This window comes from Pseudomonas sp. SZ40, assembly GCF_052958135.1.
Map to the genome: position 1 here is coordinate 110,223 of NZ_JBQWIF010000015.1, position 11,869 is coordinate 122,091.

Sequence of the window (11,869 nt, forward strand, 5' to 3'; positions counted from 1 at the left end):
CTCACTGTCTCCTGATTACACGCGACGCTTCTTCGAAGGACGGCACCCGTTATGCGGGATGGGCGTCACATCGGTGATGCTGGCGATCTTGTAACCGCAACCGTTAAGAGCACGGACTGCGGACTCACGACCCGGACCTGGGCCCTTGACGTTTACGTCGAGGTTCTTCAGGCCGTATTCCAGCGCAGCTTGACCAGCACGCTCAGCAGCCACCTGGGCAGCGAACGGGGTGGACTTGCGAGAACCGCGGAAACCCGAACCACCGGAGGTAGCCCAGGACAGGGCGTTACCTTGACGGTCGGTAATGGTCACGATGGTGTTGTTGAAAGAAGCGTGGATGTGGGCGATGCCATCAACCACCGTCTTCTTGACTTTCTTACGAGTACGAGCAGCAGGTTTTGCCATGACTAAATTCCTGTCGATTCGCGAACGCGATTACTTGCGGATCGGCTTACGCGGGCCCTTACGGGTACGCGCGTTGGTCTTGGTACGCTGACCGCGAACCGGGAGGCCGCGACGATGACGCAGACCGCGGTAGCAGCCCAGATCCATCAAGCGCTTGATTTTCATGTTCACTTCACGGCGCAGATCACCCTCGGTATTAACCTTGGCGACTTCACCACGCAGCTGCTCGATCTGCTCGTCAGAGAGATCCTTGATCTTTGCTGCCGGGTTTACACCGGTAGCAGCACAGATTTTCTGTGCAGTAGTGCGACCGACACCAAAGATGTAGGTCAGCGAGATAACAGTGTGCTTGTTATCCGGAATGTTAACGCCTGCAATACGGGCCATTCAGTGGAACTCCAATTGACAGCTACCTACGCCCCGGAAGCCAAGAAATGGGGCGCGAGATATTATCGCTGTAGAAACAAATAATCAACCCGGCAGCGCACTAGCTGCCGGGCTTATAGCTTCGATCACACTCAGCCTTGGCGCTGTTTGTGACGCGGTTCCGCGCTGCAAATCACTCGCACAACACCTTCACGGCGAATAATTTTGCAGTTACGGCACAGCTTTTTCACCGATGCACGAACTTTCATCACCAACTCCTCGAACCTTATGGACACTTCAGCGGAGCATGCCGCTGCCGTAGCCCTTCAGGTTGGCTTTCTTCATCAGGGATTCGTACTGGTGCGAAACGAGGTGCGATTGTACTTGCGACATGAAGTCCATCACAACCACTACCACGATCAGCAACGAGGTCCCGCCAAGGTAGAACGGTACGTTGGCCGCCACCACCAGGAACTGGGGCAACAAGCATACGGCCGTCATGTACAGAGCACCGAACATGGTCAAGCGAGTCAGAACGCCATCGATATAGCGTGCGGACTGCTCACCGGGACGGATACCCGGAATAAAGGCACCGGACTTCTTCAGGTTTTCCGCTACGTCTTTCGGGTTGAACATCAGCGCTGTGTAGAAGAAGCAGAAGAAAACGATCCCTGCACTAAACAGCAAAATGTTCAACGGCTGACCAGGAGCGATAGCCTGCGAAATATCCTGCAGCCAGCCCATACCTTCGGACTGACCAAACCAGGCACCCAGCGAGGCCGGGAACAACAGAAGGCTGCTGGCGAAGATGGCCGGGATTACGCCCGCCATGTTCACCTTCAACGGCAAGTGGCTGGTCTGCGCAGCGAAGACCTTGCGGCCCTGCTGACGCTTGGCGTAGTGCACCGCAATGCGACGCTGGCCACGCTCAATGAACACCACGAAACCGATAATCGCTACTGCCAGCAAACCGATGGCGATGAGGGCGAAGATATTGATATCGCCCTGACGAGCAGACTCGAAAGACTGCCCGATCGCCGACGGCAGACCGGCTACGATGCCCGCAAAAATCAGCATCGAAATACCGTTGCCAACACCGCGCTCGGTGATTTGCTCGCCCAACCACATCATGAACATCGCACCGGCCACGAAGGTGGTGACTGCAACGAAGTGGAAGCCGAAATCGACCGAAAACGCTACACCCTGGCTCGCCAGGCCAACGGACATGCCGATAGCTTGGACGAACGCCAGGATCAAGGTGCCGTAGCGGGTGTATTGACTGATCTTGCGACGACCAGCCTCACCTTCCTTCTTCAACTGCTCCAGCTGCGGGCTGACGGCGGTCATCAGCTGCATGATGATCGATGCCGAGATGTACGGCATGATCCCCAATGCAAAGATGCTCATCCGCTCCAGCGCGCCGCCGGAAAACATGTTGAACAAGCTAAGAATGGTCCCCTCATTCTGTCGGAACAGATCAGCTAGACGATCCGGGTTAATGCCTGGAACTGGGATATGCGCACCGATTCGATAGACGATGATCGCCATGAACAGAAAGCGCAGACGAGCCCAGAGCTCGGACAACCCGCCACCAGCCAGCGCAGAGAGAGCACCTTGCTTAGCCATTTATTCCTCGAACTTACCGCCAGCTGCTTCGATAGCCGCGCGCGCACCTTTGGTGGCGGCGATACCTTTAAGGGTGACCGCACGAGTAATCTCACCGGACAGCATGACTTTCACACGCTGTACGTTTTGATTAATCAGGTTGGCATCCTTCAGCGCTTGCAGAGTAACTACGTCGCCTTCGATCTTGTTCAGCTCGGAAGTACGCACTTCTGCGCGATCCATAGCTTTCAGAGACACGAAACCGAACTTGGGAAGACGACGGTGCAGAGGCTGCTGGCCGCCTTCGAAACCCGGAGCAATGGTGCCACCGGAGCGGGAGGTCTGACCTTTGTGGCCACGGCCACCGGTCTTGCCCAAACCACTACCGATACCACGGCCCGGACGGTGCTTCTCGCGGCGGGAACCCGGCGCTGGACTCAAATCGTTCAGGTACATGGATCAACCCTCCACACGGAGAAGGTAATAAGCCTTGTTGATCATGCCGCGGTTTTCCGGAGTATCCAGAACTTCGACGGTATGATTGATGCGACGCAGGCCGAGACCCTTGACGCAGGCTTTATGATTGGCCAGACGGCCATTGGTGCTCTTGATCAGAGTCACTTTGACAGTGTTAGCCATGGTTAGAGAATCTCCTCGACACTCTTGCCACGCTTGGCTGCAACCGAATCCGGAGACTGCATAGCCTTCAGACCTTTGAAAGTGGCATGAACCACGTTCACAGGGTTGGTAGAGCCGTAGCACTTGGCCAGAACGTTCTGAACACCAGCGACTTCCAGGACGGCACGCATGGCGCCACCAGCGATGATGCCGGTACCTTCGGAAGCAGGCTGCATGTACACCTTGGAAGCGCCATGGGCGGACTTCATTGCGTACTGCAGAGTGGTGCCGTTCAGATCAACTTGGATCATGTTGCGACGAGCAGCTTCCATAGCCTTCTGGATAGCAGCCGGCACTTCACGGGACTTGCCACGGCCGAAACCTACACGACCCTTACCATCACCAACCACGGTCAACGCGGTGAAGGTGAAGATACGGCCGCCTTTAACGGTCTTGGCAACGCGGTTCACCTGAACCAGCTTCTCGATATAGCCTTCGTCGCGCTTTTGGTCGTTATTTGCCATAACTTAGAACTCCAGCCCGCCTTCACGAGCAGCATCAGCCAGCGCCTTGACGCGGCCGTGGTACTTGAAGCCAGAACGGTCGAATGCAACCTGAGTCACACCAGCGGCTTTCGCGCGCTCGGCAACCAGCTCACCAACTTTCTTGGCCGCGTCGACGTTGCCAGTGGCGCTGTCACGCAGTGCTTTGTCCAAGGTAGAGGCGCTGGCCAGAACCTTGCTGCCGTCGGCCGAGATGACCTGGGCATAGATGTGCTGCGAAGAGCGATACACGCAGAGACGCACGGCTTCGAGTTCGTGCATTTTCAGGCGTGCTTTGCGAGCGCGACGCAGACGAGTAACTTTTTTGTCGGTCATTTCCTAGCCCCTTACTTCTTCTTGGCTTCTTTACGGCGGACGACTTCGTCAGCGTAACGAACACCTTTGCCCTTGTAAGGTTCAGGACGGCGGAAGTCACGAATCTCCGCGGCAACCTGACCAACCAGCTGCTTATCGACACCCTTGATAAGGATCTCGGTCTGGTTCGGGGTTTCGGCCACAACGCCTTCCGGCAGTTGATAGTCGATAGGGTGAGAGAAGCCCAACGCCAGATTGAGGACCTGGCCCTTGGCCTGTGCCTTGTAACCAACACCGACCAGCTGGAGCTTGCGCTCGAAGCCTTGGCTTACGCCGATGACCATGTTGTTAACCAGTGCACGGGTAGTACCAGCCATCGCACGAGTCTGCTGGTCGCCGTTGCGAGCAGCGAAACGCAGCTCACCGGATTCCTGCAGAACTTCAACGGACGAGTGAACGTTCAGTTCCAGAGTGCCCTTGGCACCCTTCACCGAAAGCTGCTGACCGGCGAGTTTGATCTCTACACCAGCAGGCAGCTTGACGGGGTTCTTAGCAACGCGAGACATGCTTATCCCCCCTTAGAACACAGTGCAAAGCACTTCGCCGCCGACACCGGCAGCGCGCGCAGCGCGGTCCGTCATCACACCTTTGTTGGTGGAGACGATGGAAACACCGAGACCGCCGCGAACTTTCGGCAGATCATCGACGGATTTGTACTGGCGAAGGCCGGGACGGCTGACGCGCTTGACTTCTTCGATAACCGGACGGCCTTCGAAGTACTTCAGCTCGATGGACAGCTGCGGCTTTGCTTCGCCGCTGATCTGATAACCCGCAATATAACCTTCGTCTTTCAGAACTTTGGCTACAGCCACCTTCAGGGTAGAAGAAGGCATGCTTACGACGGACTTTTCAGCCATCTGGGCATTACGGATACGAGTTAGCATGTCCGCTAACGGGTCCTGCATACTCATGGGCTAGACGCTCCTGATACAAAAAGAATTAGCCTCTCGGCTAAGAATCACCAGAACTCACGGAAATCCGGACTCGGGCGAGCCGGGCATTCTAGAGACTGATCAAAAATGAATCAAGCCCCAAAAGGGGCTTGATGCATATTGCTTGTCCGCCGGAGCTAACTCCGGCGTTCGCCGCAGCGGTTTACCAGCTGGCCTTGACCAGACCTGGTACGTCGCCACGCATGGCTGCTTCACGCAGCTTGATGCGCGACAGACCGAACTTGCGGAAGACACCGTGCGGGCGGCCAGTGATACGGCAGCGGTTGCGCAGGCGCGAGGCGCTGGCATCACGGGGTTGCTTCTGCAGTGCGACCTGGGCTTCCCAACGCGCTTCCGGAGAGGTTTCCGGATTGACGATGGTAGCTTTCAGCTCAGCACGCTTTTTGGCGTACTTGGCAACCGTGCGCTGACGCTTCAGCTCGCGGTTTTTCATGCTCGTCTTGGCCATGTTCCTACTCCAATCAGTTGCGGAACGGGAATTTGAAAGCACGCAGCAGTGCGCGGCCTTCGTCATCCGTACGGGCAGTAGTGGTCAGAGTGATGTCCAGACCACGCAGCGCATCGATCTTGTCGTAATCGATTTCCGGGAAGATGATCTGCTCTTTCACGCCCATGCTGTAGTTGCCACGGCCATCGAAGGACTTGGCATTCAGGCCGCGGAAGTCACGCACGCGCGGCAGCGAGATGGACAGCAGACGATCCAGGAACTCGTACATACGCTCGCGACGCAGAGTGACCTTGACGCCGATCGGCCAGCCTTCACGAACCTTGAAACCAGCGATCGACTTGCGGGCATAAGTCACGACGACTTTCTGACCGGTGATCTTCTCGAGGTCGGCAACTGCGTGTTCGATGATTTTCTTGTCACCGATCGCTTCGCCCAGGCCCATGTTCAGGGTGATCTTGGTGATGCGCGGAACTTCCATCACGTTACCGAGCTTCAGTTCATCCTTCAGCTTGGGGGCGATTTCCTTCCGGTAAATCTCTTTCAGTCGTGCCATGGTGTTTTACCTATGATTCTCAAGCGCCAACCGGCTTCTGGGTGGACTTGAAGACACGAATTTTCTTGCCGTCTTCAACTTTGAAACCAACGCGATCAGCCTTGTTGGTTTCGCCATTGAAAATGGCAACGTTGGAAGCGTGCAGTGGCGCTTCTTTCTCGACGATACCGCCTTGAACGCCCGACATCGGGTTCGGCTTGGTATGACGCTTCACCAGGTTGATGCCACCGACGACCAGACGGTCGTCAGCGAGAACCTTGAGCACCTTACCGCGCTTACCTTTGTCTTTGCCGGCGATCACGATGATCTCGTCGTCACGACGAATCTTTTGCATGTCGGATCTCCTTAAAGCACTTCAGGGGCGAGCGAGACGATCTTCATGAACTTCTCAGTACGAAGTTCACGGGTCACTGGCCCGAAGATACGGGTACCGATCGGCTCTTGCTTGTTGTTCAGCAGAACAGCAGCGTTGCCGTCGAAGCGGATGATCGAACCATCGGCACGGCGAACGCCGTGACGGGTACGAACGACCACTGCGGTCATGACCTGACCTTTCTTCACTTTACCGCGCGGAATTGCTTCTTTGACGGTGACCTTGATGATGTCGCCGATGCCAGCGTAGCGGCGATGCGAGCCACCCAGCACCTTGATGCACATGACGCGGCGTGCACCACTGTTGTCGGCCACATCGAGCATGGATTGAGTCTGAATCATATAATTTCTCCGACCCCTAGCCCTTAGACTTCCACTGCGCGTTCGAGAACTTCAACCAGTGCCCAAGACTTGGTCTTGGCCAGCGGACGCGTTTCGGTAATCGAAACTTTGTCGCCGATCTTGCACTGATTGGTTTCGTCGTGAGCGTGCAGCTTGGTCGAACGCTTGACATATTTACCGTAGATCGGGTGCTTAACGCGACGCTCGATCAGAACGGTGATGGTCTTGTCCATCTTGTCGCTGACAACACGGCCGGTCAGCGTACGGACTGTTTTTTCGGCTTCAGCCATGATCACTTACCTGCCTGCTGGTTGAGCACAGTTTTCACACGAGCGATGTCGCGTTTAACTTGCGAGAGCAGGTGAGACTGCCCCAACTGGCCAGTTGCTTTCTGCATACGCAGATTGAACTGGTCGCGCAGCAGGCCGAGCAGTTGCTCGTTCAGCTGCTGTGCTGATTTTTCACGAAGTTCATTCGCTTTCATCACATCACCGTCCGCTTAACAAAAGTGGTGGCGAGCGGCAGCTTTGCAGCAGCCAGGGCGAAAGCCTCACGCGCCAACTCTTCGGAAACGCCTTCGATCTCATACAGGACTTTGCCTGGCTGGATCTGGGCTACCCAATACTCGACGCTACCCTTCCCTTTACCCATCCGCACTTCGAGAGGCTTCTTGGTAACAGGCTTGTCAGGGAACACGCGAATCCAGATCTTCCCGCCACGCTTGACGTGACGAGTCAGAGCACGACGAGCGGACTCGATCTGACGGGCGGTGAGACGACCGCGGGCAACAGACTTCAGCGCGAACTCGCCGAAGCTGACTTTGCTACCGCGTTGAGCCAAGCCACGGTTGTGGCCGGTCATCTGCTTGCGGAACTTCGTACGCTTTGGTTGCAACATGTGGCGTACCCCTTACTTAGCAGCTTTTTTACGAGGCGCAGGTGCTTGCGGTTTCAGTTCTTCCTTGAGGCCACCGATGACCTCACCTTTGAAGATCCAAACCTTGACACCGATCACACCATAAGTGGTGTGCGCTTCGTACGTGGCATAGTCGATATCGGCACGCAGGGTGTGCAACGGCACACGACCTTCGCGATACCATTCGGTACGTGCGATTTCCGCACCACCAAGACGACCGCTCACCTGGATTTTGATGCCCTTGGCACCAATACGCATGGCGTTCTGTACAGCGCGCTTCATGGCGCGACGGAACATCACACGACGCTCCAGCTGCTGAGCTACGCTCTGCGCAACCAGCATACCGTCGAGCTCCGGTTTACGGATCTCTTCGATATTGATGTGCACAGGCACACCCATTTGCTTGGTCAGGTCCTGACGCAGCTTTTCAACATCCTCACCTTTCTTCCCGATAACGATACCTGGACGAGCGGTGTGGATGGTGATGCGTGCGGTTTGGGCCGGGCGAGCGATGTCGACACGGCTTACGGACGCGCTTTTTAGTTTGTCGAGGAGATATGCACGCACCTTCAGATCAGCGAACAGGTAGTCCGCATAAGTCCGGCCGTCTGCATACCAGACGGAGGTGTGTTCCTTGACGATTCCCAGGCGTATGCCAGTGGGATGTACTTTCTGACCCATCTGATCGACTCCGTTACTTGTCCGCAACCTTGACAGTGATATGGCAAGACCGCTTGACGATGCGATCAGCGCGGCCTTTGGCACGCGGCATGATGCGCTTAAGCGAACGCCCCTCGTTGACGAAAACGGTGCTGACCTTCAGGTCATCAACGTCTGCGCCTTCGTTGTGCTCGGCGTTGGCTACAGCCGACTCCAGCACTTTCTTGATGATTTCAGCGGCTTTCTTACTGCTGAAAGCCAGCAGGTTGAGCGCTTCGCCCACCTTCTTCCCGCGAATCTGGTCGGCGACCAAGCGGGCTTTCTGGGCGGAGATGCGAGCGCCCGACAACTTAGCGGCTACTTCCATTTCCTTACCCCTTAACGCTTGGCTTTCTTGTCAGCCACGTGCCCACGATAGGTACGGGTGCCGGCAAATTCGCCCAGTTTGTGGCCGACCATGTCTTCGTTCACGAGAACTGGGACGTGTTGACGACCGTTATGCACGGCGATGGTCAGACCGACCATCTGCGGCAGAATCATCGAACGGCGCGACCAGGTTTTCACCGGCTTGCGATCGTTCTTTTCTGCTGCCACTTCGACCTTCTTCAGTAGGTGAAGATCGATAAAAGGACCTTTTTTCAGAGAACGTGGCACTGTCGTATCCCTCTAGTTACTTGCGACGACGGACGATCATGTTGTCGGTGCGTTTGTTACCACGAGTCTTCGCGCCCTTAGTCGGGAAGCCCCATGGAGACACCGGATGACGACCACCAGAGGTACGACCTTCACCACCACCGTGTGGGTGGTCGACCGGGTTCATGGCAACACCACGAACGGTCGGGCGAACGCCACGCCAGCGTTTGGCACCAGCTTTACCCAGCGAACGCAGGCTGTGCTCGGAGTTCGAGACTTCACCCAGGGTCGCGCGGCATTCGGCCAGCACTTTACGCATTTCACCGCTGCGCAGACGCAGGGTGACGTAGACGCCTTCACGAGCGATCAGCTGAGCCGAAGCACCAGCGGAACGAGCGATTTGAGCACCTTTGCCCGGCTTCAGCTCGATACCGTGAACGGTCGAACCAACCGGAATGTTACGCAGCGGCAGGCTGTTACCAGCCTTGATCGGCGCCATCGAACCAGCAACCAGCTGATCGCCGGCGCTCACACCTTTCGGTGCGATGATGTAACGACGCTCACCATCTGCATATTTCAGCAGAGCGATGTGCGCGGTACGGTTCGGGTCATATTCAACGCGCTCGACAGTGGCTGGAATGCCATCTTTGTCGTTGCGACGGAAATCGACCAGACGATAGTGCTGCTTGTGACCACCACCGATATGACGGGTAGTGATACGGCCGTTGTTGTTACGACCGCCAGTCTTCGACTTCTTCTCGAGCAGTGGAGCATGAGGAGCGCCTTTGTGCAGCTCCTGATTGACCACCTTGACCACAAAACGGCGGCCCGGGGAAGTCGGTTTGCATTTAACGATTGCCATGATGCACCCCTTCCTTACTCAGCACTGCTGGTGGCGAAATCGAGATCCTGGCCTGGCTGAAGGGAGATGATCGCCTTCTTCCAGTCGTTACGCTTGCCCAGACCGCGAGCGGTGCGCTTGCTCTTACCCAGAACGTTCTGAGTAGTGACATGCTGAACCTTCACGCTGAACAGGCTTTCGACGGCCTTCTTGATTTCCAGCTTGGTTGCGTCAGTTGCAACCTTGAAAACGAACTGGCTTTTCTTGTCTGCCAGAGTCGTGGCCTTCTCGGAGATGTGCGGGCCAAGCAGCACTTTGAATACGCGTTCCTGGTTCATCCCAGCAGCTCCTCGAATTTCTTCACGGCAGAAACGGTGACCAGCACCTTTTCATACGCGATCAGACTGACCGGATCGGAACCCTGCACGTCACGAACGTCGACGTGTGGCAGGTTGCGAGCAGCCAGGTACAGATTTTGATCAACGGCATCGGACACGATCAGAACGTCAGTCAGACCCATGTCGTTCAGCTTGCCCAGCAGTTCTTTGGTTTTCGGAGCTTCGACAGCGAAGTCTTCGACCACTACCAGACGGTCGCTACGGACCAGCTCAGCAAGAATCGAACGGATCGCTGCGCGATACATCTTCTTGTTCAGCTTCTGATCATGGTTCTGCGGACGAGCTGCGAAGGTCACACCACCGCCACGCCAGATCGGGCCACGAGTGGTACCAGCACGCGCACGGCCAGTACCCTTCTGACGCCACGGGCGCTTGCCGCCACCGGAAACGTCGGAACGAGTCTTCTGCTGTTTGCTGCCCTGACGGCCGCCAGCCATGTAGGCTACGACTGCTTGGTGAACCAGGGTCTCGTTGTAGTCGCCACCGAAAGTCGCATCAGAGACTTCGATCGCTTGAGCGCCATTTACATTTAATTGCATGTCAGCTTCCCCTTAACCGCGAGCCTTGGCAGCCGGACGTACAACCAGGTTGCCGCCAGTAGCGCCAGGAACGGCACCCTTGACCAGCAGCAGGTTGCGTTCAGCATCCACGCGCACTACTTCCAGGGACTGCACAGTCACGCGCTCAGCACCCATGTGACCGGACATTTTCTTGCCCTTGAAGACACGACCCGGAGTCTGGCACTGGCCAATCGAACCCGGAACGCGGTGGGACACGGAGTTACCGTGGGTATTGTCTTGGCCGCGGAAGTTCCAACGCTTGATGGTACCGGCAAAGCCTTTACCTTTGGACTGACCGGTCACGTCGACCAGTTGACCAGCTTGGAAGATTTCAGCGTTGATCAGATCGCCAGCCTGGTAGTCGCCTTCTTCAAGACGGAATTCCAGAACGGTACGACCTGCCGCGACGTTCGCCTTGGCGAAGTGACCGGCTTGAGCCTTGCTGACACGAGAAACGCGACGCTCACCCACAGTGACTTGCACTGCGCGATAGCCATCGGACTCTTCAGTTTTAAACTGGGTGACGCGATTCGGTTCGATCTCGATGACCGTAACCGGAATGGAGACACCTTCTTCGGTGAAAATACGGGTCATGCCGCATTTACGACCGACTACACCAATAGTCATGTTGTAACCTCATGAGTGTACGGGGCTTTCACCCGCTATGGCCGCCCATTTCAGAGCGTTACACGACTAAAACCGCCAGGTTTTAGCCGAGGCTGATCTGCACTTCCACGCCAGCCGCAAGATCGAGCTTCATAAGAGCATCAACGGTTTTATCCGTTGGCTGGACGATGTCCAGTACGCGCTTATGAGTACGGATTTCGAACTGATCGCGCGCGTCTTTGTTGACGTGTGGCGAAGTCAGAACGGTGAACCGCTCTTTGCGAGTTGGCAGAGGAATCGGACCACGCACCTGAGCACCAGTACGTTTCGCGGTTTCCACGATTTCCTGGGTTGATTGATCGATCAGGCGATGGTCAAAAGCCTTCAACCGTATACGGATTTGTTGGTTTTGCATTTTGACCTCAGATTCCAAGCTGCGAGTCCCTGTCAACGGGCGCAATACGCCCGTTAAAAGGAGGCGTGATTCTATAGACGACCCTAGAGGGTGTCAACCCGGTTAGAAAATAACCAATGAAGATAGCGCCCATAAAAAAGCCCCCGCATTGCGGGGGCTCTTTTTGAATCAGATCAGACGATTACTCGACGATCTTGGCAACCACGCCAGCACCAACGGTACGACCACCTTCGCGAATTGCGAAGCGCAGGCCGTCTTCCAT

Annotated in this window: 26 protein-coding genes; all 26 read right to left on the reverse strand. The window is 56.2% G+C overall.

The genetic code is table 11. The features are described 5' to 3' along the window. Window positions 1–15 precede the first annotated feature (15 nt). The gene (gene rpsK / locus ACT9T4_RS14065; protein ID WP_013789773.1) at window positions 16–405 is read right to left on the reverse strand and encodes a 30S ribosomal protein S11; all 390 of its coding nucleotides are present in this window, start codon (window positions 403–405) and stop codon (window positions 16–18) included. Window positions 406–435: 30 nt separating this feature from the next. Continuing rightward, a complete protein-coding gene (gene rpsM, locus ACT9T4_RS14070; RefSeq protein ID WP_010487012.1) occupies window positions 436–792 on the reverse strand; it encodes a 30S ribosomal protein S13 in 357 nt (118 codons plus the stop codon). Window positions 793–923: 131 nt separating this feature from the next. Then, a complete protein-coding gene (gene rpmJ / locus ACT9T4_RS14075) occupies window positions 924–1,040 on the reverse strand; it encodes a 50S ribosomal protein L36 (RefSeq protein ID WP_002555468.1) in 117 nt (38 codons plus the stop codon). A gap of 28 nt (window positions 1,041–1,068) precedes the next feature. Beyond that, window positions 1,069–2,397: a preprotein translocase subunit SecY gene (gene secY, locus ACT9T4_RS14080; protein ID WP_042552933.1), complete on the reverse strand. Its 1,329-nt coding sequence runs from the start codon at window positions 2,395–2,397 to the stop codon at window positions 1,069–1,071. Then, on the reverse strand, window positions 2,398–2,832 hold the full coding sequence (gene rplO / locus ACT9T4_RS14085) for a 50S ribosomal protein L15 (protein ID WP_013789770.1): 435 nt from the start codon (window positions 2,830–2,832) through the stop codon (window positions 2,398–2,400). It abuts the gene before it with no gap. Window positions 2,833–2,835: 3 nt separating this feature from the next. Next, window positions 2,836–3,015 carry a 50S ribosomal protein L30 gene (rpmD, locus tag ACT9T4_RS14090; RefSeq protein WP_013789769.1) on the reverse strand — a complete coding sequence of 60 codons (180 nt, stop codon included), beginning with the start codon at window positions 3,013–3,015 and terminating at the stop codon, window positions 2,836–2,838. 2 nt (window positions 3,016–3,017) lie between these two features. Continuing rightward, the gene (gene rpsE / locus ACT9T4_RS14095) at window positions 3,018–3,518 is read right to left on the reverse strand and encodes a 30S ribosomal protein S5 (RefSeq protein WP_013789768.1); all 501 of its coding nucleotides are present in this window, start codon (window positions 3,516–3,518) and stop codon (window positions 3,018–3,020) included. Between the two features lie 3 nt (window positions 3,519–3,521). Beyond that, on the reverse strand, window positions 3,522–3,872 hold the full coding sequence (rplR, locus tag ACT9T4_RS14100; RefSeq protein WP_042552934.1) for a 50S ribosomal protein L18: 351 nt from the start codon (window positions 3,870–3,872) through the stop codon (window positions 3,522–3,524). An 11-nt stretch (window positions 3,873–3,883) separates the two neighbouring features. After that, window positions 3,884–4,417 (reverse strand): 50S ribosomal protein L6, encoded by a 534-nt coding sequence (gene rplF, locus ACT9T4_RS14105; RefSeq protein WP_042552935.1) that lies wholly within the window; start codon window positions 4,415–4,417, stop codon window positions 3,884–3,886. A gap of 12 nt (window positions 4,418–4,429) precedes the next feature. After that, window positions 4,430–4,822: a 30S ribosomal protein S8 gene (rpsH, locus tag ACT9T4_RS14110; RefSeq protein WP_013789766.1), complete on the reverse strand. Its 393-nt coding sequence runs from the start codon at window positions 4,820–4,822 to the stop codon at window positions 4,430–4,432. A gap of 184 nt (window positions 4,823–5,006) precedes the next feature. Next, on the reverse strand, window positions 5,007–5,312 hold the full coding sequence (rpsN, locus tag ACT9T4_RS14115; RefSeq protein ID WP_042552936.1) for a 30S ribosomal protein S14: 306 nt from the start codon (window positions 5,310–5,312) through the stop codon (window positions 5,007–5,009). A 13-nt stretch (window positions 5,313–5,325) separates the two neighbouring features. Further along, window positions 5,326–5,865 carry a 50S ribosomal protein L5 gene (gene rplE / locus ACT9T4_RS14120; protein WP_042552937.1) on the reverse strand — a complete coding sequence of 180 codons (540 nt, stop codon included), beginning with the start codon at window positions 5,863–5,865 and terminating at the stop codon, window positions 5,326–5,328. Window positions 5,866–5,884: 19 nt separating this feature from the next. After that, complete coding sequence (rplX, locus tag ACT9T4_RS14125; protein WP_042552938.1) at window positions 5,885–6,199, reverse strand: 50S ribosomal protein L24; 315 nt, start codon at window positions 6,197–6,199, stop codon at window positions 5,885–5,887. Window positions 6,200–6,210: 11 nt separating this feature from the next. After that, entirely contained in the window at window positions 6,211–6,579 is a 369-nt protein-coding gene (gene rplN, locus ACT9T4_RS14130; RefSeq protein ID WP_002555479.1) for a 50S ribosomal protein L14, read from the reverse strand. 23 nt (window positions 6,580–6,602) lie between these two features. Next, window positions 6,603–6,869, reverse strand: coding sequence for a 30S ribosomal protein S17 (gene rpsQ, locus ACT9T4_RS14135; RefSeq protein ID WP_023534981.1), 267 nt, complete (start codon window positions 6,867–6,869; stop codon window positions 6,603–6,605). A gap of 2 nt (window positions 6,870–6,871) precedes the next feature. Next, window positions 6,872–7,063, reverse strand: coding sequence for a 50S ribosomal protein L29 (rpmC, locus tag ACT9T4_RS14140; protein ID WP_002555481.1), 192 nt, complete (start codon window positions 7,061–7,063; stop codon window positions 6,872–6,874). Then, window positions 7,063–7,476 carry a 50S ribosomal protein L16 gene (rplP, locus tag ACT9T4_RS14145; RefSeq protein ID WP_042552939.1) on the reverse strand — a complete coding sequence of 138 codons (414 nt, stop codon included), beginning with the start codon at window positions 7,474–7,476 and terminating at the stop codon, window positions 7,063–7,065. The genes rpmC and rplP overlap by 1 nt, the downstream gene beginning before the upstream one ends. 12 nt (window positions 7,477–7,488) lie before the next feature. Next, window positions 7,489–8,175, reverse strand: a complete 687-nt coding sequence (gene rpsC / locus ACT9T4_RS14150) for a 30S ribosomal protein S3 (protein ID WP_042552940.1) — start codon at window positions 8,173–8,175, stop codon at window positions 7,489–7,491. A gap of 13 nt (window positions 8,176–8,188) precedes the next feature. Then, window positions 8,189–8,521 (reverse strand): 50S ribosomal protein L22, encoded by a 333-nt coding sequence (gene rplV, locus ACT9T4_RS14155; protein WP_003210077.1) that lies wholly within the window; start codon window positions 8,519–8,521, stop codon window positions 8,189–8,191. 11 nt (window positions 8,522–8,532) lie between these two features. Beyond that, entirely contained in the window at window positions 8,533–8,808 is a 276-nt protein-coding gene (rpsS, locus tag ACT9T4_RS14160; RefSeq protein WP_013789761.1) for a 30S ribosomal protein S19, read from the reverse strand. A gap of 16 nt (window positions 8,809–8,824) precedes the next feature. Continuing rightward, entirely contained in the window at window positions 8,825–9,649 is an 825-nt protein-coding gene (gene rplB, locus ACT9T4_RS14165; protein WP_042552941.1) for a 50S ribosomal protein L2, read from the reverse strand. 14 nt (window positions 9,650–9,663) lie between these two features. After that, on the reverse strand, window positions 9,664–9,966 hold the full coding sequence (rplW, locus tag ACT9T4_RS14170; RefSeq protein ID WP_013789759.1) for a 50S ribosomal protein L23: 303 nt from the start codon (window positions 9,964–9,966) through the stop codon (window positions 9,664–9,666). Beyond that, entirely contained in the window at window positions 9,963–10,565 is a 603-nt protein-coding gene (gene rplD / locus ACT9T4_RS14175; RefSeq protein ID WP_042552942.1) for a 50S ribosomal protein L4, read from the reverse strand. Before rplD ends, rplW begins: the two co-directional genes overlap by 4 nt. 12 nt (window positions 10,566–10,577) lie before the next feature. After that, window positions 10,578–11,213 (reverse strand): 50S ribosomal protein L3, encoded by a 636-nt coding sequence (gene rplC, locus ACT9T4_RS14180; RefSeq protein WP_013789757.1) that lies wholly within the window; start codon window positions 11,211–11,213, stop codon window positions 10,578–10,580. A gap of 82 nt (window positions 11,214–11,295) precedes the next feature. Continuing rightward, a complete protein-coding gene (rpsJ, locus tag ACT9T4_RS14185; RefSeq protein ID WP_010486970.1) occupies window positions 11,296–11,607 on the reverse strand; it encodes a 30S ribosomal protein S10 in 312 nt (103 codons plus the stop codon). A 181-nt stretch (window positions 11,608–11,788) separates the two neighbouring features. Beyond that, a partial coding sequence (locus ACT9T4_RS14190) for an EF-Tu C-terminal domain-related protein (RefSeq protein ID WP_081811714.1) occupies window positions 11,789–11,869 on the reverse strand: 81 nt, incomplete at its 5' end.